21 protein-coding genes are annotated in these 22,370 nt (G+C 71.7%); 11 read left to right on the top strand and 10 right to left on the bottom strand.

The annotated features are described in order from the left end of the window. Positions 1 to 91: 91 nt before the first annotated feature. Both SM447_RS08075 and SM447_RS08080 read left to right on the top strand, forming a co-directional pair. Entirely contained in the window at positions 92 to 586 is a 495-nt protein-coding gene (locus SM447_RS08075; RefSeq protein WP_474572107.1) for a MarR family winged helix-turn-helix transcriptional regulator, read from the top strand. A 10-nt stretch (positions 587 to 596) separates the two neighbouring features. Next, the gene (locus tag SM447_RS08080; RefSeq protein ID WP_474572108.1) at positions 597 to 1,583 is read left to right on the top strand and encodes a pirin family protein; all 987 of its coding nucleotides are present in this window, start codon (positions 597 to 599) and stop codon (positions 1,581 to 1,583) included. A gap of 50 nt (positions 1,584 to 1,633) precedes the next feature. Here SM447_RS08080 and SM447_RS08085 read toward each other — a convergent pair whose 3' ends face one another. Continuing rightward, positions 1,634 to 1,762 (bottom strand): hypothetical protein, encoded by a 129-nt coding sequence (locus tag SM447_RS08085; protein WP_474572109.1) that lies wholly within the window; start codon positions 1,760 to 1,762, stop codon positions 1,634 to 1,636. Positions 1,763 to 1,881: 119 nt separating this feature from the next. On the opposite strand from SM447_RS08085, the gene SM447_RS08090 reads away from it, so the two are divergent. Continuing rightward, positions 1,882 to 3,471, top strand: a complete 1,590-nt coding sequence (locus SM447_RS08090) for a phospholipase D family protein (protein ID WP_474572371.1) — start codon at positions 1,882 to 1,884, stop codon at positions 3,469 to 3,471. On the opposite strand, the gene SM447_RS08095 is transcribed toward SM447_RS08090, so the two are convergent. After that, a complete protein-coding gene (locus SM447_RS08095; RefSeq protein ID WP_474572110.1) occupies positions 3,420 to 4,154 on the bottom strand; it encodes an acetoacetate decarboxylase family protein in 735 nt (244 codons plus the stop codon). The genes SM447_RS08090 and SM447_RS08095 overlap by 52 nt on opposite strands. 394 nt (positions 4,155 to 4,548) lie before the next feature. Here SM447_RS08095 and SM447_RS08100 point away from each other — a divergent pair, with 394 nt between their 5' ends. Further along, a complete protein-coding gene (locus tag SM447_RS08100) occupies positions 4,549 to 5,373 on the top strand; it encodes a SigB/SigF/SigG family RNA polymerase sigma factor (protein WP_474572111.1) in 825 nt (274 codons plus the stop codon). Positions 5,374 to 5,434: 61 nt separating this feature from the next. On the opposite strand, the gene SM447_RS08105 is transcribed toward SM447_RS08100, so the two are convergent. The 3 genes from SM447_RS08105 to SM447_RS08115 are packed head-to-tail and all read right to left on the bottom strand — an operon-like array spanning position 5,435 to position 8,220. Beyond that, a complete protein-coding gene (locus SM447_RS08105) occupies positions 5,435 to 6,028 on the bottom strand; it encodes a GNAT family N-acetyltransferase (RefSeq protein WP_474572112.1) in 594 nt (197 codons plus the stop codon). Further along, entirely contained in the window at positions 6,025 to 7,551 is a 1,527-nt protein-coding gene (locus tag SM447_RS08110; protein ID WP_474572113.1) for an APC family permease, read from the bottom strand. The genes SM447_RS08105 and SM447_RS08110 overlap by 4 nt, the downstream gene beginning before the upstream one ends. Before the next feature lie 42 nt (positions 7,552 to 7,593). Continuing rightward, positions 7,594 to 8,220: a GOLPH3/VPS74 family protein gene (locus SM447_RS08115; RefSeq protein WP_474572114.1), complete on the bottom strand. Its 627-nt coding sequence runs from the start codon at positions 8,218 to 8,220 to the stop codon at positions 7,594 to 7,596. Between the two features lie 141 nt (positions 8,221 to 8,361). Between SM447_RS08115 and SM447_RS08120 the strand changes: the two genes are divergently transcribed. From SM447_RS08120 to hrpB, 3 genes are all read left to right on the top strand, one after another. Next, the gene (locus SM447_RS08120) at positions 8,362 to 9,204 is read left to right on the top strand and encodes a helix-turn-helix domain-containing protein (RefSeq protein WP_474572115.1); all 843 of its coding nucleotides are present in this window, start codon (positions 8,362 to 8,364) and stop codon (positions 9,202 to 9,204) included. A gap of 43 nt (positions 9,205 to 9,247) precedes the next feature. Further along, positions 9,248 to 9,442, top strand: a complete 195-nt coding sequence (locus tag SM447_RS08125) for a DUF397 domain-containing protein (RefSeq protein ID WP_474572116.1) — start codon at positions 9,248 to 9,250, stop codon at positions 9,440 to 9,442. Positions 9,443 to 9,845: 403 nt separating this feature from the next. Then, on the top strand, positions 9,846 to 12,368 hold the full coding sequence (gene hrpB, locus SM447_RS08130; RefSeq protein WP_474572372.1) for an ATP-dependent helicase HrpB: 2,523 nt from the start codon (positions 9,846 to 9,848) through the stop codon (positions 12,366 to 12,368). A 4-nt stretch (positions 12,369 to 12,372) separates the two neighbouring features. Here hrpB and SM447_RS08135 read toward each other — a convergent pair whose 3' ends face one another. Beyond that, a complete protein-coding gene (locus SM447_RS08135; RefSeq protein WP_474572117.1) occupies positions 12,373 to 13,101 on the bottom strand; it encodes a PP2C family protein-serine/threonine phosphatase in 729 nt (242 codons plus the stop codon). 223 nt (positions 13,102 to 13,324) lie between these two features. On the opposite strand from SM447_RS08135, the gene SM447_RS08140 reads away from it, so the two are divergent. Then, positions 13,325 to 15,934 carry a glycoside hydrolase family 9 protein gene (locus SM447_RS08140; protein WP_474572118.1) on the top strand — a complete coding sequence of 870 codons (2,610 nt, stop codon included), beginning with the start codon at positions 13,325 to 13,327 and terminating at the stop codon, positions 15,932 to 15,934. 122 nt (positions 15,935 to 16,056) lie between these two features. Then, positions 16,057 to 16,932, top strand: coding sequence for an alpha/beta fold hydrolase (locus SM447_RS08145; protein WP_474572119.1), 876 nt, complete (start codon positions 16,057 to 16,059; stop codon positions 16,930 to 16,932). Between the two features lie 206 nt (positions 16,933 to 17,138). On the opposite strand, the gene SM447_RS08150 is transcribed toward SM447_RS08145, so the two are convergent. The 3 genes from SM447_RS08150 to SM447_RS08160 form a co-directional block, all read right to left on the bottom strand. Next, positions 17,139 to 18,098: a TIGR03885 family FMN-dependent LLM class oxidoreductase gene (locus tag SM447_RS08150; protein ID WP_474572120.1), complete on the bottom strand. Its 960-nt coding sequence runs from the start codon at positions 18,096 to 18,098 to the stop codon at positions 17,139 to 17,141. 105 nt (positions 18,099 to 18,203) lie between these two features. Continuing rightward, positions 18,204 to 19,616, bottom strand: a complete 1,413-nt coding sequence (locus tag SM447_RS08155; protein ID WP_474572121.1) for an NADP-dependent succinic semialdehyde dehydrogenase — start codon at positions 19,614 to 19,616, stop codon at positions 18,204 to 18,206. A 14-nt stretch (positions 19,617 to 19,630) separates the two neighbouring features. After that, a complete protein-coding gene (locus tag SM447_RS08160; protein ID WP_210935265.1) occupies positions 19,631 to 19,894 on the bottom strand; it encodes a DUF6343 family protein in 264 nt (87 codons plus the stop codon). A gap of 175 nt (positions 19,895 to 20,069) precedes the next feature. Between SM447_RS08160 and SM447_RS08165 the strand changes: the two genes are divergently transcribed. Continuing rightward, positions 20,070 to 20,666, top strand: coding sequence for an antibiotic biosynthesis monooxygenase (locus tag SM447_RS08165; protein ID WP_474572122.1), 597 nt, complete (start codon positions 20,070 to 20,072; stop codon positions 20,664 to 20,666). Between the two features lie 56 nt (positions 20,667 to 20,722). After that, positions 20,723 to 21,574: a GDSL-type esterase/lipase family protein gene (locus SM447_RS08170; RefSeq protein ID WP_474572123.1), complete on the top strand. Its 852-nt coding sequence runs from the start codon at positions 20,723 to 20,725 to the stop codon at positions 21,572 to 21,574. On the opposite strand, the gene SM447_RS08175 is transcribed toward SM447_RS08170, so the two are convergent. Then, positions 21,562 to 22,326 (bottom strand): EcsC family protein, encoded by a 765-nt coding sequence (locus SM447_RS08175; protein WP_474572124.1) that lies wholly within the window; start codon positions 22,324 to 22,326, stop codon positions 21,562 to 21,564. The two genes, SM447_RS08170 and SM447_RS08175, sit on opposite strands and share 13 nt — an antisense overlap. Positions 22,327 to 22,370: the final 44 nt, after the last annotated feature.

A 22,370-nucleotide genomic window follows, 5' to 3' on the forward strand; every position in this document is an offset into this window, starting at 1 on the left:
CAGCATCGTCCCTGACAGTTGCCAGCAGGGCCGAGACCGCCCGAGGCCGGAGCTGATTGTTGAAATTTTGAGTAAGTGCTAACGTGATGACATGACCGAGAGCCTGGACCGCGACCGGCTCACCGCCTGGCGGGCCTACATCGAGGCAAGTCAGCGGTTGCTCACCCGGCTGGAGGACGACCTGCGCGTCACCAGCGGGCTCAGCCTCGCCGACTACCACGTGCTGGTGCTGCTCTCCGAGGTTCCGGGGCAACGACTGCGGATGGGCGAGCTGGCCGACCGCCTCGTCTTCTCACCGAGCCGGCTGACCTATCAGGTCTCCTCCATGCAGCGCCGGGGCCTGGTGGCCCGGCAGCCCTGTCCCCAGGACGGGCGGGGCAGCGAGGCGGTGCTGACCGCCGCGGGACTGCTGGCCCTGCGGGAGGCCGCGCCCCACCACCTGCGCTCCGTACGCACCCATCTCATGGACGACCTCGACGACGCCGAGGTCGCCGTCCTGACCCGGATCTTCACCCGCCTCGACCGACGGCTGCGAGGGGCCGCCGACAGCGACGCCACCCTCGCCACCGCAACCGGCGACAACTAGAGGAGCCCCGATGCCCGCCATCACCGTCGACAACGTCCTCGTCCTGCCCCGGCTGCCGCGGCTCGACGAGTCCACCACCTTCCGGCCGGTCCGCCGACTCACCACCGCGCCCAGCGGCTTCGAGGGCGAGGGTTTCCCGGTGCGCAAGGCATTCGCCGGGGTGCCGATGACCGAGTTGGACCCGTTCATCATGCTCGACCAGATGGGCGAAGTGGACTATGCCCCCGGCGAGCCGAAGGGCACCTCGTGGCACCCGCACCGGGGCTTCGAGACCGTCACCTACATCATCGACGGGATCTTCGACCATCAGGACAGCCACGGCGGTGGCGGCACCATCACCAACGGCGACACCCAGTGGATGACCGCCGGCAGCGGCCTGCTGCACATCGAGGCCCCGCCGGAGCACCTGGTGGTCAGCGGCGGGCTGTTCCACGGCACCCAGCTCTGGGTCAACCTGCCCCGCGCCGCCAAGATGAGCGCACCGAAGTACCAGGACATCCGGGGCAACCAGGCGGCGCTGCTCACCACTCCGGACGGCGGCGCGCTGATCCGGGTGATCGCCGGCGAGATCGCCGGTCACCACGGGCCCGGCTCCACGCACACCCCGATCACCGTCACCCACGTGACGGTGGAGCCCGGGGCGCAGGTGGACCTGCCGTGGCGGCCGGACTTCAACGCGCTGGTGTACGTGCTCGGCGGTCGCGGCACGGTCGGCGCCAACGGGCGCGGCGTACGGACTGGGCAGCTGGCCGTGCACGGGCCCGGCGACGCGCTGCGGTTCAAGGCCAACGCCCGCCAGGACAGCCGCACCTCGACGCTGGACCTCTACATCATGGGCGGCCAGCCGATCCGGGAGCCGGTGGCACACTACGGGCCGTTCGTGATGAACACCCGCGACGAGCTGATCCAGGCGTTCGAGGACTTCCAGGCCGGCCGACTCGGTGTGGTTCCGGCGGAACGGCTGCCGCACACCGGCGGCCAGGGCGAGCGTCCCTGACCGACCACTGGCAGGGGGCGGCTCCGCTTCGTCGGGGCCGCCCGCCCGGCTCAGGAGACGGCGAAGATGCCGGCGACGCCGAGCAGGACCATCACCAGCACGGTCAACAGCGCCCCCCGCTCACCCTCCACCGCCGGCTCGCGGTGCTCGGTCACGGAGTTCGTCGTCTCGCCGGACATGCCTGGGCTCCTCGCTGTTCGGGGGGATCGGTCGCCGTCAACCGGCAGCCCACCGGCGTGCGAACCCGACCCCGCGTTCGTATCGTGAGGTCGTGGACGACCTCTCTGAGGGCGGGAACGTGCCGCTGCGGGACTGGTTCCTCACCGCACCGGAACGCGCCAACCCGGTCTCTGAGTTACCCGTCTGGACCAGTGGAAACCTCGCCGAGCCGCTGATTCACGGTGCCGCGTACTTCGATCGGCTGGTCACCGAGGTCGAGCAGTTGGGCGCCGGCGACCACCTCTTCTTCGCCGACTGGCGGGGCGACCCGGACGAACGCATGCGCCCGGACGGACCGACGGTCTCCCAGTTGTTCGCCCGCGCCGCCCAGCGTGGCGTGGTGGTCAAGGGGTTGATCTGGCGTTCGCATCTCGACGTGCTGTCCTACAGCCACCAGGAGAACCGCAACCTCAGCGAGGCGGTCGCTGCCGCGGGCGGCGAGGTGCTGCTCGACCAGCGGGTCCGGCGCGGTGGATCACACCACCAGAAGCTGGTGGTGCTCCGTCGTCCGGCCGCCCCGGAGAAGGACATCGCCTTCGTCGGCGGCATCGACCTGTGCCACAGTCGCCGCGACGACGACTCGCACCGGGGCGACCCGCAGGCGGTACGGATGGCGAGCGCGTACGGCGACCGTCCGCCCTGGCACGACGTGCAGCTCGCGCTGCGCGGTCCGGTGGTGGGCGCGCTGGACCTCACGTTCCGCGAGCGGTGGACCGACCCGATGCCGTTGGACTCGGAGAACCCGCTGGCCTACCTCCGTGACCGGCTCCGCGGCGCCGACCTCACCCCGGGGACGCTGCCGGAGCGACCGGCCGATCCACCGGCCTGCGGACCGCACCATGTCCAGGTGCTGCGCACCTATCCGGCGGTCCGGCCGCGCTACCCGTTCGCGCCGGACGGCGAGCGCACGGTGGCCCGGGGCTACACCAAGTCCGTGCGCCGCGCCCGTCGCCTGATCTACCTGGAGGACCAGTACCTCTGGTCCACCGAGGTCGCCGAGCTCTTCGCCGCCGCGCTGCGCGAGAACCCGGAGCTGCACCTGGTCGCGGTGGTGCCTCGCCATCCGGATGTGGACGGGCGGCTGGCCCTGCCACCGAACACGGTCGGCCGTGAGCAGGCGCTGGCCCTGTGCGAGCAGGCCGCGGCCGGGCGGGTGCACGTCTTCGACGTGGAGAACCACGCCGGAACCCCGGTGTACGTGCACGCCAAGGTGTGTGTGGTCGACGACGTGTGGGCCAGCGTCGGCAGCGACAACTTCAACCGCCGGTCCTGGACGCACGACAGCGAACTGTCCTGCGCGGTGCTGGACGAGACTCCGGACGGGCGTCATCCGCTCGACCCGGCGGGTCGGGGCGACGGGGCCCGGCGGTTCGCCCGGGAACTGCGGTTGCGCCTGCTGCGCGAGCACCTGGACCGCGATCCGGCCGGCGGCGACGACGCCGACCTGATCGACCCGGACGACGCGGTCGCCGCGATCACCGCCGCCGCCGAGGCGTTGCAGAGTTGGTACGACGGTGGCCAGGTGGGCCCACGTCCGCCCGGTCGGCTCAGGCCGCACCGCTCCGGCCGTCTGCCGTGGTGGGTCCGGGCCTGGGCGCTGCCCGCGTACCGCCTGGTCTACGACCCCGACGGCAGGCCACTGCGCGCCCGCCGGTCCGGTACCTGGTAGCCCGGCTCCAGCTCGCCGAGGACCGTCAGCCCGCCGGGGTACGCGAATGACGAGCGCGGCGAGTAGTAGCCCCAGGCGATGGTGAGCGGGTTCTCCGGGCGTAGCGCGTACACCGGATGGTCCGGATCCAGGAACTCCACCGACTCGATCTCGAAGGAGGTGGACGGTTCGGCGACCACCGGGTAGATGCTGCTCACCAGTTGGCCGTGCAACTGGGTCAGGTAGCGGTGGTGGCCGTTGTGCACGGTGTGCCCGGTGTCGCCCACGCGTACCTGTGCCCGGATCACCGGCACGCCCTCGATGTCGGTCTCGGTGACGATGGTGTCGCCCTGCTCGGTGATGGCGGTGCTGCCGGCCAGGGCCGGGGCGCCCCGGGCCAGGGCGTAGCCGCGCACCCGTTCGCTGGAGGTGACGTAGTGGGTCCACCAGCCGCCCGGGGTCACCCCGTCCGGGGCGTCCATCCCGTCCAGCGTGACGCCGATGTAGGTCAGGGAATAGGAGCCGAAGCCGGAGGTCTGGCTCTCGTCGTCCACCACGTACTGGTTCATGAAGACCTCCCGGTCCGGGTGGGGCCGCAGCCCCTCGGGGACCAGTGCCGCCACCGCGTCCGGGTCCGCCGGCAGCCAGCTGAAGTACAGCGTCCGGCTGTTCACGACGAGGTGGGGTACGGCGGGATCGAGCACGGCACCTCCGGATCAGGAATGTACCCGCGTACGCTAAGCCCGGTCCCGTCCACGGGACAACGACGGATTGCCGACACTCTCCTTGCCATCGTCGCGGGCATCCTCCGTTCGACCGCCCGCCGCCCCCGTCCGGCTCCACGGCGCGGGGCGCACGGACATCCGCAACCCGCCCGAACCGGCCGTCTTGGCCCTGCGAACCGGGCGATCTTGCTGTCGTTCGACACGTCTACTAAGCCCTTATGCGGCTTTCATGCCCTGAAATCACTTAAGTACATCGTCCGTTCGGCTAGATTTTTGGAGCACGATCGGGCTAAGGTGGCTCCCGAACGTACTAACAGCACCCAACCAAAGCGTCACGTCTTATATCCGCGGACGAGGTGCAGGGAGGACCACCATGACCGCGTCAACGATCACTGAATCGGCGACCGCCCCGGCAGCCACGCCCCCGAAGCTCGACCCGCGGGCGCTCACCGACAGCGCCACCGAGTTGCTGAACGCCATGGCCGCGCTGCCGGCCGGGCACCCGTCCCGGGCGGCGCTGCGCGACCGGGCGATCGAGGCCTGGCTGCCGTTGGCCAACCACCTCGCCCACCGCTACAGCGGTCGCGGCGAGCCCACCGACGACCTCGCGCAGACCGCCGCCGTCGGCCTCATCAAGGCAATCGACAAGTTCGACCCGTCCCGCGGGGTCGACTTCGCCGGCTACGCCATCCCCACCATCATCGGTGAGCTGAAGCGGCACTTCCGCGACCGGACCTGGGACATCCGCGTACCCCGCCGGTTGCAGGAGCTGCGGCTGGCCATCTCCGACGCCAACAGCTCCCTGTTGCAGACGCTGGGCCGCTCCCCGACGGTGGCCGACATCGCCGCCCACCTCAAGCTCACCGAGGAAGAGGTGCTGGAGGGCCTGGAGGGCGCCCGCGCGTACAACGCCGTCTCACTGTCCACGCCGACCGGTGACGGTGACCGGGCGACCGAGCTGGGCGACATGCTCGGCGGCGAGGACAGCGAGTTCGAGCTGGCCGAGCTGCGGGTGGCGCTGGGTCCGGCACTGGCCACGCTGGACGAGCGTGAGCAGAAGATCCTGACGCTGCGGTTCTACGGCAACCTCACGCAGTCGCAGATCGCCGAGCAGATCGGCGTCTCGCAGATGCACGTGTCCCGGCTGCTGGCCCGGGCGCTCACGAAGCTGCGGGGGCAGCTCGACGGAACGTACTAGGAGGGGGTGGCGCCGGTGGCCGGGTCCCTCGGGACCCGGCCACCGGCGTGTCCACACCACCTCAGCCGGCGGCGGGCTCCCGCCACATCGGCCAGAACGGCGTGCCGTCGGGTAGCCGGAACGGCTCGGCGACCCGATAGCCGTGCTGGGCGTACAGGTCACGGCTGGTTTCGCTGCTCGCCTCGAGGTACGCCGGCATCCCGTTCGCGTCCAGCCAGGCGTGGTGGTGACGCAGCAGCGACGTGCCGACGCCCTGACCCTGACGGTCCGGCCGCACGGCCAGCAGCGCCAGATGGTGATGGTCGGCGTGCGGATGGTTGGCCGCGAACAACTCGTCCAGATGCACGAAGTTCGGGGTCCACTCCCCGCACGCCGCGGCCAGCCGGGCGTCGTAGTTCTCCGGCGGTGGCAGCGGTTCGCCGACCGACGGCAGCCAGACCGCCACCCCGGCGCGGTCCTCGGTGCCGAACACCAGTCCGTGCCGGGTGGCGTGGTCGACGATGATCTCGAAGTTCCCGGCCAGCACCGACTCCCGCTTGGCCTCGTCCGGCACCAGCCAGCGGGGCTGGTCCAGCACCATGAACGACTCGGCGATCCGGGCGGCGACCCAGCGGGCGTCGTCCGCACCGAGCCGGGCGATCTGCGGCCCGGTCACCGTCGCACCTCCGCCGCCGGCACCGGCTCGGTGACCGAGGACGGCGGGACCACGACCGCGGCGGCGCTCTCCGCACCCAGGCCGATGCGGGCGTACGTGTCGGGACGCCGCCGCCGCAACGACAGCCCCCACAGCGCGCCCAGCAGCGCCGCCACCGGGTACGCCGCCGGGATCGCCCAGCGCAGCGGCGAGTCCGGCTCCACCCCGAGCAGGTTGGCGAAGTTCTGCACGGCCAGAACGATGATGGCGACCAGCGCGATCGCGGCGATGCCGGGCGCGATCAGTCGCCGCCACAGCGTCTCCTGCTCACCGCTGCGCGCGAAGTACGCAATGATCGCCACGGCGGTGGTCGCGATCAGCAGCAGCACGCCGAAGCCGCCGCTGGTGCCCAGCCAGAAGAACAGCTGCAGAACCGGGTCCCAGCCGTTGACCGCGTACAGGAGGATCACGACCAGGCCGAGCGTGCTCTGGGCCAGCGACGCCGCCCGGGGTGCGCCGGTGGTCGGCGAGGTTCGCCCGAACACCGCCGGCAGCACGCGCTCCCGGCCCAGCGCGAAGGCGTAGCGCGCGGTGGTGTTGTGGAACGAGATCATGGCGGCCAGCACCGAGGTGAGGAAGAGCGCCTGCCCGATGGTCAGGACGGTGTCCCCCAGGTGCGCCCCGGCCAGATTGAAGATCAGGTCGACGCTCTGCGTACCGGCCTCCTCGACGATCCGGTCCGGCCCCACCGCCACCGTCATGCTCCACGAGGAGAGCGCGTAGACCACCGCGATGATCGCCACGGAGAGGTAGGTGGCCATCGGCACGGTGCGCTTCGGGTCCTTGCTCTCCTCGCTGAAGACCACCGACGCCTCGAAGCCGACGAAACCGAGAATCGCCAGCACCAGCACCGCGCCGAGCCCCGGCACGAAGAAGTTCTCCGGCGAGAACGCGGCGAAGCTGACGCTGCCGCCGGCCGGGTTGCCCAGCTGGCCCAGGTCGAACACCACGATGATGGCGATCTCGGCGCAGAGCAGCGCCGCCAGCACCATGCCGTTGATGTCCACCCGGAGCAGGCCGAGCATCGCCACCAGCGCCCAGGCCACCAGCGCCACGATCCACCACTGCGGCGTGATCCCGAACAGCCGGTCCAGCACGGGGGCGGCTGCCGCACCGATGGCACCGTAGAGGCCCACCTGGAGGGCGTTGTAGGCGATCAGGGCGACCCAGGCCGTACCCACGCCGGCCGGGCGACCCAGGCCACGGGTCACGTACGCGTAGAAGGCCCCGGCGTTGGCCATCCGTCGGGCCATCGCCACGTAGCCGGCGCTGAACAGGGCCAGCACCGCAGCCACCGCCAGGAAGGCCAGCGGGATGCCGAGCACCCCGATGACCCCGTAGCCGGTGGTGACCACACCGGCGACGACGGTCAGCGGCGCCGCCGCGGAGAGGACGAAGAAGACCACCGAGGGTACGCCGAGGCGGCCACGGGCCAACGCATCGGAGACGTTGCTCGGTCGTTCGGTTGTCGCTGTCGAGGACATGGACTGCTCCGGTCTGAGGGAGGGGAAGGGGTGTGTACCGGGTCAGGGGGCGCCGCGCAGCACCGCCGCGCCGACGGCGGCCTCGGTGTGCGCCACGAGTTCCTTCAGCGGGGCCGGCAGGGCCGGGATGATCAGGTTGAGCCGGTGGTGCGCCCGCGGACCGGCGCTCCACAGCACCTCGCGCGTCAGGCCGGCGGCGGCGACCAGTCCGAGCAGCGTCGCGTCGGGAACGCTCGGCGGCTCGGCACGCTCCAGCAGGGTGCGCAGCCGGGTGGCCGGCCAGGCCGCGACGTTGAGATCGATCGGCTGGTACGTCACGACGGTCCGGAGCAGCCGCCGACTCTCCTGCCGCCGCAGCACACCGGCGCGGGCCAGCCGCTCCCCCACCGAGGTGACCGAGGTCTGGGCCAGAAAGCTGAGCCAGGTACGCACCGACTGGTGCTGGGCCTCCCCGATCAACTGGTCCAGCACGGTGTGCGCCAACGCGTCGGCCGGTGGCCGGCGGTCGATCACGCTGACCTGGCCGGCGGTGACCGTCACATGTCCATAGAGGACCAGCTCGCCGAGCAGCCCGCCGGCCAGCCCGAGGCCGGTCGCCGCCGGGTGCAGCTTCGCCTTGCCTCGGGTGTCGTTGTGCGCGATCAAAAAGAACTCGTCGGCGGTGAGCACACGTCCTCCCGAGCCGGCCGTCCAAAGTGATCGCTAACCGGGAAAGGATGCACCGAGCGCTACTGCAACGCAACTCCCGTTTTCGGCAGTTGCACTCCGTGGTGATGCGACCTGCGCCTTTTCCCGTGACAGACTCGGAGGGTGACCGCAAGCCCCACCGTCCGCCGCCGCCGTATCGCCCGGGAACTGCGCCAGTTGCGCGAGCGCGCCGGAATGACCCTGGATGTCGCCGCCCGACAGCTGGACATGTCGAAGAGCAACCTGTCGCGCATCGAGAACGCCCAGATCGGCATCAAGCCCCGGGACGTCCGGGCCGCCCTGGCCCTGTACCAGGTGACCGGCAACGACGCCGAGGCGCTCATCGAGATCGCCCGGGGTGCCCAGCAGCGCGGCTGGTGGCAGCACTACAGCGACGTGCTCCCGGAGTGGTTCGAGTTCTATGTGGGGCTGGAGGCCGAGGCCGCCACCCTGCGCACGTACGAGGCCGAGGCGGTGCCCGGCCTGTTGCAGACCGAGGCGTACGCCCGGGAGGTCTACCGGCTGACCGCCGGCGAGGAGGATCTGGATCGTAAGGTGGCCGCCCGGTTACGGCGGCAGGACGTGCTGCGCGGCGACGACCCGGCCGAGTTGTCGGTGGTGCTGAACGAGGCGGTACTGCTACGTCCCGTAATCGATCGGTCCGTCATGGCGCAGCAGATGACCCACCTTGAGACCATCGCTCAGCTACCCAATGTAACCATTCAGGTGCTCCCCTTCGACGCGGGTGGACACCCGGCGATGAACTCGCCCTACGTGCTGCTCACGTTCGCCGACGCGGCCGACGCGGCCGTCGTCTACCTGGAAAATCTCTCCACGGGCCTGGCACTGGAAGAGGCCGCGCAGGTGCGCTCGTATAGCCTGGTACACGAGAGGCTGCGCCGGCTGGCCCTTGATCCAGCGGCGTCCCTGATCCGCCTGAAGGAAGCTTCTCGCTACTTTACGTGATCGCTGCGTCGCGATCACTCTCGGTATCGACGAAGGGATCGCGATGACCGCGCTCGACCTGTCCCGGGCGAAGTGGCGCACCAGCACGCGCAGTGTGGGCAACGGCAACTGCGTCGAGGTGGCCACCATCGACGGTCGGGTCGCGGTGCGCGACAGCAAGGATCGCCAGGGACCCGTGCTGACCTTCGCGGCACCGGCCTGGAACGCCTTCGTCGCCGACGTCCGGCCTTGGCGATGATCCGACGATGACCCGACGATGATCCGACGCTGGGCCCGACCAGCCTGCTGAACAGGCTGACCGGAGCAGTTCGCCTGTCACCAGCTGTGACCGAGGCAGCCGACAGCCACGGGTTGCGTTCCGTGACGGCACCTCTCACCCCTCGACATCCCCGAATCCATCCTTTGCTCTGCTTCAACCGACGCAAAGGTCCCCTGCCTGCTCTTTCTTGGCACGCGGCCAACCGTCTCAGCAGAACCGACCACTGCGGACAGTAGTCATTGCGTGGGTTGAGGCAGAGCAAAGGGAGGAGAGAGGTAGGTAGTCGGCCGCGGGTACGGCTACTAACTGCAACCAAGAGGGCCCCGGTACATCGAGGGCCCCGGTACCTCGGGGGCGCGGGGGTGCGGTGCGAGACTGGGCCGTGCTCTCCGACGTGCGTATCGACCTGCCGGTCCGGCCGGTGCTGCCGGCGCTGGTGACGGCGCTGCGTTCGGCGGGCAGCGCCGTCCTGGTTGCCCCGCCGGGCACCGGTAAGACCACCCTCGCCCCGCTCGCCGTGGCCGACGCGGTGGCCGGGCGGGTGATCGTCGCCCAGCCCCGCCGGGTGGCCGCCCGCGCCGCCGCCCGACGGATGGCGACCCTGCTCGGCGAGCCGGTCGGCGGCCGGGTCGGCTACGCGGTGCGGGGTGAGCGGCGGGCCGGACCGCGTACCCGGGTCGAGGTGGTCACCACCGGGCTGCTGGTTCGCCGGCTGCACCACGACCCCGAGCTGGCGGGCGTCGACGCGGTGCTGCTCGACGAGATCCATGAGCGACACCTCGACGCGGACCTCGCGCTCGCCTTCAGCGTGGAGTCGCGGGCGGCGCTGCGGCCGGAGCTGTGGCTGCTGGCCATGTCGGCGACCCCGGAGGCTGATCGCTTCGCCGCCCTGCTGGGCGGCGCGGCACCGGCGCCGGTGGTGCGGGCGTCGTCGGCGTTGCATCCGGTGGCCCGCATCTGGGCGCCGCCGTCCCGACCGGTGCCACCGCCCGGCCCGGGGCCGGTGGACCGGGGACTGCTCGACCACGTCGCGGCCACCGTTCGGCGGGCCCTGCGTGAACAGGATGGCGACCTGCTGGTCTTCCTTCCCGGAGTGGGTGAGATCGCCGCCGTCGCCGGCCGCCTGGCCGAGTTGCGCGACAGTGTCGACGTGCTCCGCCTGCACGGCCGGCAGAGCGGCGCCGAACAGGATGCCGCCCTGCGGGTGGGAGACCGACGGCGGGTGGTGCTGGCCACGGCGGTAGCGGAGAGCAGCCTGACCGTGCCGGGCGTGCGGACGGTGGTGGACGCGGGACTGTCCCGGGTGGCCCGGTTGGACCTGGCCCGAGGGCTGGGCGCGCTGGTCACGGTGCCGGTGTCCCGGGCGGCGGCGACCCAGCGCGCCGGTCGGGCCGGTCGGGAGGCTCCCGGCCAGGTCTACCGCTGCTGGTCGGCGGCGGTGCACGAGCGGCTGCCCGCGCAGCCGGAACCGGAGATCGCCACCGCCGACCTGACCGGGTTCGCCCTCGAACTGGCCGCCTGGGGTGCCCCGGGTGGGACCGGGCTCGCGCTGCCTGATCCGCCTCCGGCGGGGGCGATGACGGTGGCGTCCGAGACGCTTACCGCTCTCGGCGCGATCGACGCGGACGGACGGATCACCGAGCGGGGCCGGGCCGTGGTCGCCGCCGGCGCGCATCCCCGGCTCGCCCGCGCCCTGCTCGACGGGGCCGAACGGGTGGGCGCCGACCGTGCCGCGGAGGTGGTGGGGCTGCTGGCGGAGCAGACCGTCTCCGGTTCCGGCGACGACCTCGGCGCCGTCTGGCGGCGGTTGCGCGCCGGCACCGACCCGGCCGCCACCGCCCGCTGGCGCACGGAGGTACGCCGGCTGCGCGCCGCCCTGCCACCCACCGAACCGCACCGGCCAACTGACGACCGGGCGGCGGCGTTGCCCGACGACCTCGCCGCCGGGTTGCTGGTCGGGTTGGCGTACCCGGAACGGCTGGCCCGGGTGCGGCGGCCGGGCGGCTCGGCGTACCTGATGAGTGGCGGGACCGCCGCGGAGCTGACGCCCGGGTCGGCGCTGGCGGGCGTCGACTGGCTGGCCGTGGCGGTGGCCGACCGGACCCCCGGCGCACCGGCCGCCCGGATCCGCCTCGCCGCCGTCCTGGACGAGGCGACCGCCCGCGAGGCGGCCGGCTCGCTGCTGGGCACCGACCGGGAGATCGGCTGGTCGGGTGGGGACGTGGTGGCCCGGGAGGTGGTCCGGTTGGGCGCCATCGAGTTGGCCGACCGCCCCCTGACCCGACCGAACCGGGACGAGGTGGTCGCGGCCCTGTTGACCGGGCTGCGCAGCATCGGGCTCGACCTGTTGACCTGGACCCCAGCGGCCAGGACGCTGCGCGAGCGGCTGGCGTTCTGCCGGCACGCGCTCGGTGACGAGTGGCCCGACGTCTCCGACGAGGCGTTGCTGGAGGGTGCCACGCACTGGCTCGGGCCGGAGCTGGCCGGTGCCCGCCGCCGCGCCGACCTGGCCCGCGTCGATGTGGTCGGTGCGCTACGCCGGTTGTTGCCGTGGCCGCTCGCCGGGCGGCTGGACGAGCTGGCGCCGGAACGGATCATGGTGCCCAGTGGTTCCCGGATCCGGGTCGACTACGCGGACCCGGCCGCGCCGGTTCTCGCGGTACGGCTCCAGGAGACCTTCGGGTGGCCGGAGGCCCCCCGCGTCGGCGGCGGCCGGGTGCCGGTGCTGCTGCACCTGCTCTCCCCCGCCGGCCGGCCGGTGGCGGTGACCGCCGATCTCTCCTCGTTCTGGCGCTCCGGCTACCGACAGGTCCGCGCCGAGCTGCGCGGACGCTACCCACGCCACCCCTGGCCGGAGGACCCGACCACGGCCACGCCGACCCGGCGGGCCGGGCGGCGCTCCTGACAGGTCACGGCTCGTCGACCACGTCGGCGACGACGACGGTGATGTTGTCCGGTCCACCGGCGTGCAACGCCAGGTCGATGAGCCGGCGTGCGCAGGCTTCCCGGTCCGGTTGACCGGCCAGCACCTCGGCCAGGGTCTCGGCGCGTACGACGTTGGACAGCCCGTCGCTGCACAGCAGCCAGCGGTCCCCGGCCCGGGGCACCATCGTCGCGTACGTCGGGGAGACCTCGTCGCCCTGCAACGCCTGCGTGACCACGGCCCGGCGGGGATGGCTGCCGGCCTGGTCCGGGGTGATCAGCCCCTGGTCGACGAGCATCTGCACGAAGGTGTCGTCCCGGGTGATCTGCTTGAGCACGCCGTCGCGGAACAGGTAGGCCCGGGAGTCGCCCACGTGGGCCAGTGCCAGGCAGCTACCGGTACGCGCGAAGAGCAGCGCGGTCAGCGTCGTCCCCATCCCCTGCCGTTGCGGATCCTCGGCGACCGCCTGGCGGATCCGCTCGGTGGCCAGCTGGATGCCGCTCTGCAACGCGGCGACCAGCACGTCCTCGGGCGTCTCGACGTCCAGCGGGGCCACCGCCCCGATGGCGATGGCGCTGGCCAGATCCCCGGCGGCCATGCCGCCCATGCCGTCGGCGACGGCGACCAGCCAGGTGCCGGAGTGCAACGCGTCCTGGTTTCCGCTGCGGATCAGCCCACGGTCGCTCGTCCCGGCGGAACGCAGCTTCAGGGTCATGGCACGCAGCCTGCCAGGAGAAGGGCTCGGTTGTCTCTAGGAGATCAGGACCGCCCGGCGTGGCGCGGCGAATCTCACTGACGGTGAGCACGGACCGCCATCGGATGCGATCGATTGACACGGCCTGCCTGGCCTGGAAACATGCCCGATACCTGGGAGCGCTCCCAGGTATCTACCTCCCACCACGCCTATATTCCGTCCCGCTCGTCGGAAGGACTCCCCCGTGACGCCATCCCGACGTCGCCTCGCGGTGCTCGCCGCAGCGACCGCCGTGGCGCTGGTCGGCGTTAGCGCCGGCACCGCTTTCGCCGATCCACCCGCCGACGCACCCGAACAGATCCGCAACGGTGATTTCAGCGAGGGCTCGTCGCCCTGGTTTTCCTACGGCACCAACTCCCTCGGCGTAGTCGACGGCCAGCTCTGCGCCAGCGTGGCCGGTGGCCTGGCCAACCCCTGGGACGCCGGTATCGGCCACGACGCGCTGCCGCTGATCGCCGGCGCCGAGTACACCCTCGGCTTCGACGTCACCTCCACCCCCGGTGGCCCGGTGGCCGCCGTGCTGCAACTCGGCAGCGAGCCCTACACCGGCTACTACTCGGTCACCGCCGCCGCGACACCGACCCAGCAGCGCGTCGAGCGCACCTTCGTCGCCCCTACCGACGACAGTCGCGCTCAGCTGATCTTCCAGATCGGCGGTAGCGCCGAGCCGCGGACCGTCTGCCTGGACAACATCTCGCTGCGCGGCGGCAACCCGCCCGAGCCGTACGTGCCGGACACCGGCCCACGGGTCCGGGTGAACCAGGTCGGCTACCTGCCGGGTGGGCCGAAGAACGCCACCGTGGTCACCGACGCGACCAAGGCCCTGCCCTGGCAGCTGCGGTCCGCCTCCGGGGCCGTGCTGGCCCGGGGCACCACCACGCCGCGCGGCGTGGACGAGGCGTCGGCGCAGAATGTGCACACGGTCGACTTCTCGTCGTACCGCACCCCGGGTCGGGGGTTGACGCTGGCCGTGGACGGCGAGGTCAGCCACCCGTTCGACATCTCCGGCACGCTCTACGACCAGCTTCGTTCGGATGCGCTCCAGTTCTTCTACATCCAGCGCAGCGGCATCGAGATCGATGGTGACCTGGTCGGCGAGGAGTACGCCCGCCCGGCCGGACACGTGGGTGTTCCGCCGAACCAGGGCGACACCGACGTGCCGTGCGTCGCCGGGACCTGCGACTACCGGCTCGACGTGCGCGGCGGTTGGTACGACGCGGGTGACCACGGCAAGTACGTGGTCAACGGCGGTATCGCCACCTACCAGTTGCTGAGCACCTTCGAGCGGACCAAGAACGCCGCCACGGCCGGCTTCGGCGCCGCCCTCGGCGACGGCACGCTGCGGCTGCCCGAGCGCGACAACGGGGTGCCGGACATCCTCGACGAGGCCCGCTGGGAGCTGGAGTTCCTGATGCGGATGCAGGTGCCGGCCGGCAAGCCGCTGGCCGGGATGGCCCACCACAAGATCCACGATCGGAACTGGACCGGTCTGCCGATGCAGCCCGAGGACGACCCGGAGCCCCGGGAGCTGCACCCGCCGTCCACCGCCGCCACCCTGAACCTGGCCGCCGTCGCCGCCCAGTGCGCCCGGCTGTTCGCCCCGTACGACGCGGCGTTCGCCCGGCAGTGCGGCGCCTCGGCGAAGACCGCGTACGCGGCGGCCAAGGCCAACCCGGCCCGGTACGCCCCGTCGACCGGCAACGGCGGCGGCCCGTACGACGACACCAACGTCACCGACGAGTTCTACTGGGCGGCCGTCGAGCTGTACCTGACCACCGGCGAACGCACCTACCTGGCGGACCTGACCGCCTCGCCGCACCACACCGGCGACGTCTTCGACCCCCGTGGCTTCGGCTGGCAGAGCGTGGCCGCGCTGGGCCGCCTCGACCTGGCGACCGTGCCCAACGGGCTGCCGGCCGCCGAGGTGTCCCGGATCCGGGCGTCGGTCACCGCCGCCGCCGACCGCTACCTCGCCGAGATCCGCCGCCAGGCGTACGGACTGCCGATGCCCGGGGACCCGGACAGCTACTTCTGGGGCGGCAACGGCGCCATCATCAACAACGCGGTCGTGCTGGCCACCGCGTTCGACCTGACCGGGCAGGCGAAGTACCGCGACGGCGCGGTGCAGACGATGGACTACATCCTCGGCCGCAACGCGCTGAACATCTCGTACGTCACCGGGTGGGGTGAGCACGCGGCGGAGAACCAGCACAGCCGCATCTTCGGCAACCAGCTCGACCCGAGCATGCCGAAGCCGCCCGCCGGCTCGATCGCCGGTGGCCCCAACGCCGCCCTCCAGGACCCGTTCGTGGAGCAGTTGCTGGAGGGCTGCGCACCGATGTTCTGCTTCGTCGACGACATCGCCTCGTACTCGACCAACGAGGTGGCGATCAACTGGAACTCGGCGCTGGCCTGGATCGCCTCGTTCCTGGCCGACCAGGGCGACGCCCGGGCGGTGCCGGCGCCCACCTGCGCCGTGTCGTACACCAACTACGGCTCGTGGCAGGGCGGCACCGGCTTCACCGCCCAGGTGACCATCCGCAACACCGGCACCACCGCGGTGAACGGCTGGACCGCCCGGTTCGCCTTCACCGGTGACGCCAAGGTCCGCGAGGCGTGGATGGCCAACGTGACCCAGTCCGGGGCCACGGTGACCGCGAAGAGCGAGTCGTACAACTCCCGGATCAACCCGGGCGGCTCGGTGATGTTCGGCTTCAACGCCACCACCGGTGCTCTCGCCAACCCGTCCCCCAATCTGATCACGGTCAACGGCGCGCCCTGCGCCGCGTCCTGATCCCCGGGTGGGGTGCCGTCGGCGACCGGCGCCCCACCCGGCCCCTCCTCGACGGAACGGCACGTCGGCTCCCCAGCCCGCTGATAGCGTCAAAGGCGGACCGGAAAAGGGGGCCATCAGGCGTGTTCGACGGATTCGAGGAATTCGACATTCTCACCTCGGGTGCGACGATTCACGGACGCCGCGGCGGCAGCGGACCGCCGGTGCTTCTCCTTCACGGCATTCCGGAAACACACCTCATGTGGCACCGGGTGGCACCCGACCTTGCCGAGCGGTACACGGTCGTCGCTACCGACCTGCGCGGCTACGGCGACAGCGGCAAGCCACCCAGCACCGTCGACCACGAGCCCTACAGCATGCGGGCGACGGCTCGCGACCAGATCGAACTCATGCGGACGCTCGGCCACGACCAGTTCATGGTCGTCGGCCACGACCGCGGGGCACGTTGCGCCTACCGGCTCGCGCTCGACGAACCCGACGCCGTCAGCCGCCTGGCGGTGATGGACGTCATTCCGACCGGCGACGCCTGGCGGCGCGCCGACAGCAGATTCACCCTCGCGTACTGGGTCTGGTCTTTCCTGGCCGCGCCGGAGCCGGTGCCGGAGCAGTTCATCGGCGCCGCGCCGGAAGTCCTGGTCAACTTCATGCTGGACACGTGGCCAGAGGTGAAGAACACCTTTCCGGCCGAGGTGCGGGCCGCCTACCTCGAGAAGTTCCGCGACCCGGCCACCGTCCATGCGATCTGCGAGGAATTCCGGGCGGCCGCGACGGTGGACTTTCAGCATGACGAAGCGGACCGCGGCAAGCGGAAGATCACCTGCCCCGTGCTCTTCCTCTGGAGCCAGCGGGGTCCCGTCGGCCAGCTCTACGACGATCCCCTGACGATCTGGCGAGAGTGGGCTGACGACGTTCGCGGCGGCCCGGTGCCGGTCGGGCACTTCATTCCGGAAGAGGCCCCCGAGGAGACCGCCCGACAACTGCTGGACTTCCTGAGGTAGACGAGGCCCAGGTCGACGGTGACCGCGGGATCGCCGGCATGCTGGCCGGAACCCTTCCCGCAGCGCCGGCGGGCCCCGTGTAGCAGCATGCCGGCCATGACCGACCAACCCGCTCGCCCTCGTCACGTTGATCATGAGGTTGACGGGAGTTGTCGATCTTCAAAGTGCCGCTGACCTCATGATCAACCGGGTCGGTCGGTGGAGGGTCAGGCGCGGAGCTTCGGGAGGACCTGGTCGGCGAAGGTGTCGAGGAAGGGGAGTTGGTTCTGGCCGACGTGGTGGAGGGCGATCTGGTCGAAGCCTAGGTCGACGTACTCCTCCAGCCAGCCCACGTGCCGGCCCAGGTCGGCGGAGATGTTGACCACCTCGGCGAGCCGGCTCATCGGCACCTCGGCGGAGACGACGTCGAAGTGCTCCGGGGTGGTCAGGTCCCAGCAGACCGGCGGGGCGAAGACGTTGCTGCGCCACTGGTCGTACGCGATCGCCTCGGCCTCGGCCTGCGCCGGGGCCCAGCTCAGGTGCACCTGCAGGTGCACCGGCCCGCGCCCCCCGGCCTCCCGGTAGGCGTCGATCATCCGACGTAGATGGTCGGTGGGTGCGTTGACGGTGATCAGGCCGTCCGCCCACTCGGCGCACCAGCGGGCCGTGGCGACGCTGACCGCGGCACCGACCAGCGCCGGCGGCTGCTCCGGCCGACTCCACAGCTTCGCCCGGTCGACCCGGACCAGGCCGTCGTGGCTGACCTCCTCGCCGGCCAGCAGCGCCCGGATGACGTCCACGCACTCGCGCAGCCGGGCGTTGCGTACGTCCTTGCGCGGCCACACGTCGCCGGTGATGTGTTCGTTGGCGGCCTCACCGGAGCCCAGCGCGGCCCAGAACCGGCCCGGGTACATCGCGGCGAGGGTGCCGATCGCCTGCGCGATGATCGCCGGGTGGTAGCGCTGCCCGGGGGCGTTGACCACCCCGAACGACAGCCCGGTGGCCTGCAACGCCGACCCCAGCCAGGACCAGGCGAACCCGGAGTGGCCCTGACGCTCGCTCCAGGGCGCGAAGTGGTCGGAGCACATGGCCGCGTCGAAGCCGACGCGCTCGGCGTGGACCACCGCCTCCAGCAGCTCACGCGGGTGGATCTGCTCGTGGGAAGCGTGAAACGCGATCGCCGTCATGCCGCGCTTCACTACCCACACCAGGACGGATGTAAGCAGGGGCCCCCTGTTAACGCCTCGTGTATAGGAAGGGCCCCTTCCTAACGCCCTGGATCACACCGCGAGCTACTCGGAATGGGCGCCCGCACCGGCCGTGGCGGCGCCCTCCCCCACCCAGACCGTCTTGACGTTGCAGAACTCGTGCATGCCCTGGGCGGAGAGTTCCCGCCCGTAGCCGGAGTTCTTCACACCGCCGAAGGGCAGCTCCGGATAGGACGTGGTCATGCCGTTGATGAAGACGGCACCGGCCTCCAGGTCGATGGCGAACCGCTGCTGCTCCTGCGGGTCACGGGTCCAGGCGTTCGAGCCGAGCCCGAAGCTGGTGCCGTTGGCCAGCTCGATCGCCTCCTCGTACGACGAGGCCCGGTACAACCCGGCGACTGGCCCGAACACCTCCTCCGCCCACATCCGCATGCCCGGGTTCAGATCCGTGACCACGGTCGGTGGGTAGAACCAGCCCTCCCCGGTCGGCTTCTCCCCGCCGCAGAGCACCGTGGCTCCCTTGTCGACCGCGTCACGTACCTGCGCGTCGACCTCGTCGCGACCCCGCTCGGAGGCCAACGGCCCGACGTCGGTGCCGTCGTCCATGGGATCACCCACCCGCAGCGCCGACATGCGGTGCGCGAACGCCTCGGCGAAGGCGTCGTAGACGTCGGTGTGCACGATGAACCGCTTGGCCGCGATGCAGGACTGACCGTTGTTCTGGCAGCGCGCGGTGGTGGCCACCTGGGCGGCCAGTTCCACGTCGGCGGAGGGCATCACCACGAACGGGTCGCTGCCGCCCAGTTCCAGCACCGTCTTCTTGAGCTCCCGGCCGGCGATCTGAGCGATCGACCGGCCGGCGACCTCGCTGCCGGTCAGCGTGGCGGCACGGACCCGGGAATCGCTCAGGATCCGGTCCACCGCCTCGGAGCCGACCAGCAGGGTGGTGAACGCGCCCTCGGGGAAGCCCGCCCGCCGGAACAGGTTCTCCAGCAGCAGTGCTGTCTGCGGCACGTTGGAGGCGTGCTTGAGCAGGCCGGTGTTGCCCGCCATCAGGGCCGGCGCGGCGAAGCGCAGGACCTGCCAGAGCGGGAAGTTCCACGGCATCACCGCCAGGACCGGTCCGATCGGCTGATAGCGGACAAACGCCCGGGTGGCCGAGACCGCCTCGGCGTCGGCCGGTTGGTCGGCGAGGAACTCGGCGGCGTGCGCGGCGTAGAAACGGCAGGCGGTGGCGCACTTGGTGACCTCGGCCCTGGACGCGGCGAACGTCTTGCCCATCTCAGTGGTCATCAGCCGGGCGATCTCGTCCCGCTCCGCCTCCAGCAGGTCGGCCGCCGCGGTCAGCCACCGACCGCGCTGCTCGATCGTGGTGCCCCGCAGCTGCCGGTACGCCAGGTCGGTGCGTTCGATCGCATCGTCGATCTGCTCGTCGGACATCGCCTCGTACGTCTTGAGCACCTGGCCGTTGACCGGATTGGTGGTGGCGATGGTCATCAGGGTTACTCCCGTCACTCGAAGAGCGAGTGCCGCGCACCGGGCTCCTCCCGGCGGCGGGCGGCGCGACGACGTTGAATGATGATCAGGTCGACGACGGCAACCACCGCGAAGACGGCGCAGACGACCCCCAACCAGGCCACGTCGGCCCGGAAGGCCAGCACCGCGAAGACGGTCATGGTGACGAGCCCGAAGCTGGCCAGCGCGAGGCGCAGGTTCAACGCGCTGTACGCGTGGCCGACCGTGCCACGGGCACGCCGGGGCTGTGATCTCGTCATCACCTCCACCTACCCCGCGCCGGCAGAGCTAACCGTCGCCGGCGCCCGCTTTCCCCGCGACGATCCGGGGCCCGGGCGGCACGGGTCCTTCGCGGGGCGTGGAGCGGCCGTGCGTTGCGTTACACCGGCCCGGTGTGACCCGGCCTTTCCGGGTATCGGCGGGGACCATGGACGCATGACCGTGAGCCACGCGGAGCCGGTGACCGTCGCCGTCGCCCGACGCGCCGACCCCGCCCGTACCGACGAGATGGTGGCGTGGATGCGGGCCGGCACCGCGCTGGCCGAGGCGTTTCCGGGTTTTCTGGGCGCGGGCTGGGTACGCACCGCCCCCGGATCGGGCGAATGGCACATGCTCTACCGTTTCGCCGACCCGGACACGCTGCGCCGCTGGGAGGAGTCGCCGCAGCGACTCTGGTGGCTCACGTCGGCGCAGGGCATCGTCGAGCACACCCGGGTCGAGCGGCGCAGTGGCATCGAGGGCTGGTTCGACCCGCCGCGCGAGGCGGCCGTCGAGCGGCTCGACGCCGCACCCACAGTGGTGCCGTCGCCGCCACGCTGGAAGCAGGCGGTGACGATCTGGCTGGCGTTCTTCCCGCTCAGCCTCACCGCCACGCTGCTGACCGGCCAGTTCCTGCCGGACCTGCCGACGGCGGCGCGGGTGCTGGTCATGACGCTCACCCTGACCCCGCTGATGACCTACCTGGTGCTGCCCCGGATCACCCGGGCGCTGCACTGGTGGCTGCACGGGCAGCGGGCCCCCTGGCGCGGGTAGCCGCACACGCGTAGAGTCACCGTGCTGTCGCTCTGCGCTGTGAGGCTGGGGAAGTCATGCCTGGACGCTGGACCACCGCCGCCGTCTGTCTGCTCGCTCTGATCGCGTTGGCCTGCGAGTCGGGTGGAGGCGCGTCGCCCCGACCGTCGGGCGGAACGGCCCAGCCCGGCTCCCCCCGCGTCGTCGCCGCCCTCGGCGACTCGATCACCACCGGCTTCGGGTCCTGCCTGGTCCTCACGTCGTGCGAGCGCAACTCCTGGTCCACCGGGGACGGACTGCGGGTCGACAGCCACTACCGGCGGCTGCTCGACCGCAACCCCGGGCTGCGCGGCAAGGCCTACAACCACGCCCGGCCGGGGGCGCGTGCCGCGGCGCTGGCCGGCCAGGCGGAGGCGGCGGTCCGTGACCGCGCCGACTACGTGACGGTGCTGGTCGGCGCCAACGACGCCTGCCGCGCCACGGTCGACGCGATGACGCCGGTGGCCGAGTTCCGGGCCGAGATCGACCGAGGGCTGCGGGTGCTGCGCGAGGGGCGTCCGAAGGCCCGGGTCCTGGTCGTCAGCATCCCGAACCTGTACCGGCTCTGGGAGGTCGGCCACGACGAGCCCCGGGCGGTACGGGCCTGGCGGCGCGGCGTGTGTCCGGCGCTGCTCGCCGAGGCGACGTCGACCGCGCCCGCTGATCGCAACCGCCGGGTGGCGTTCCGGGAGCGGGTCGCCGCGTACAACGGCCAACTGGCGGCGGCGTGCCGGGCGTACGGATCCCGGTGCCGCTACGACGGCGGCGCGGCGCACCGGGTCCGGTTCGACCTGGACCTGGTCAACCCGTTGGACTACTTCCATCCCAACGCGGCCGGCCAGTCCCGCCTCGCCCAGGTGACCTGGCGTTCCTCCGGCTACGCCGACTGACCATCGTCGTCGGCGGGCCGGCGTGGCGACGGAACCCGAGGGCCGGCGTGCTGCCGGTAGTGCGCCCGGGACCGCTCGGCGAGGTTCTTGGTGGCCGACGAGTTCGCCCACGTACCGAGGATGATCGCCGCCCCGGGCACCACCTTGGCGAAACCCCGCCGCACCGCGCGCAGGCCCGCCATCCGGGCCAACCGGATGCCGAGGTGCACCATCACCCGGCCGAGCGGGGCCTGCCCACCACCGCCGAACAGCGCGCCCGCCCGCTCCCGCCCGGCCGCCACGCCCAGCGCCAGGCGGGCACTCTCGGCGACCTTGTGCACCTTCTGCAGGACGAGCAGGTCGGCCGCGCGGTCGGAATGCGTCGGATCCACGCCGTACGCGGCGGCGACGTGCAACACCATCCGGGCCTGGGTCCAGGCCAGCACACCCACGTCGATCACCGCGCCAGGCAGCCCGGCCGCGCCGGAGACGGCCCCGGAGAGCCGGGCCTGGTTGACGAACCGGCGCACCGCCTGCTCCGCGAGGGCCTCGGTGCTGGTTTCCGGCTGCGCCGCCCGGGTCCGCTGTGCCCATCGGGCGGCCTCCGGCCCGAGCCGGCGCACCGCCTCCAGCGCGAGGTGCTCCGGACCGTACTGCGGATCCTGGCGCATCCGGTCCCAGAGGGTGACCGGCGGTGCCTCGATGGCCGGGCCGTCGGACACGGCCGCGGCCGGGGTGACGGGCTGCCCCTCGGCGGGGACCGGATCGCTCATCACCTCTCCTTTCGATGGCGCCCATCCATGTGTACCCCGCCACG

Source organism: Micromonospora aridisoli (assembly GCF_056150025.1).

Bases quoted from the DNA above. Each gene is read 5' to 3' on its own strand.
- SM447_RS08075 (WP_474572107.1), top strand. From the start codon at position 92: ATGACCGAGAGCCTGGACCGCGACCGGCTCACCGCCTGGCGGGCCTAC.
- SM447_RS08080 (WP_474572108.1), top strand. From the start codon at position 597: ATGCCCGCCATCACCGTCGACAACGTCCTCGTCCTGCCCCGGCTGCCG.
- SM447_RS08085 (WP_474572109.1), bottom strand. From the start codon at position 1,762: ATGTCCGGCGAGACGACGAACTCCGTGACCGAGCACCGCGAGCCGGCG.
- SM447_RS08100 (WP_474572111.1), top strand. From the start codon at position 4,549: ATGACCGCGTCAACGATCACTGAATCGGCGACCGCCCCGGCAGCCACG.
- SM447_RS08110 (WP_474572113.1), bottom strand. From the start codon at position 7,551: ATGTCCTCGACAGCGACAACCGAACGACCGAGCAACGTCTCCGATGCG.
- SM447_RS08125 (WP_474572116.1), top strand. From the start codon at position 9,248: ATGACCGCGCTCGACCTGTCCCGGGCGAAGTGGCGCACCAGCACGCGC.
- SM447_RS08135 (WP_474572117.1), bottom strand. From the start codon at position 13,101: ATGACCCTGAAGCTGCGTTCCGCCGGGACGAGCGACCGTGGGCTGATC.
- SM447_RS08150 (WP_474572120.1), bottom strand. From the start codon at position 18,098: ATGACGGCGATCGCGTTTCACGCTTCCCACGAGCAGATCCACCCGCGT.
- SM447_RS08155 (WP_474572121.1), bottom strand. From the start codon at position 19,616: ATGACCATCGCCACCACCAATCCGGTCAACGGCCAGGTGCTCAAGACG.
- SM447_RS08160 (WP_210935265.1), bottom strand. From the start codon at position 19,894: ATGACGAGATCACAGCCCCGGCGTGCCCGTGGCACGGTCGGCCACGCG.
- SM447_RS08165 (WP_474572122.1), top strand. From the start codon at position 20,070: ATGACCGTGAGCCACGCGGAGCCGGTGACCGTCGCCGTCGCCCGACGC.
- SM447_RS08170 (WP_474572123.1), top strand. From the start codon at position 20,723: ATGCCTGGACGCTGGACCACCGCCGCCGTCTGTCTGCTCGCTCTGATC.
- SM447_RS08175 (WP_474572124.1), bottom strand. From the start codon at position 22,326: ATGAGCGATCCGGTCCCCGCCGAGGGGCAGCCCGTCACCCCGGCCGCG.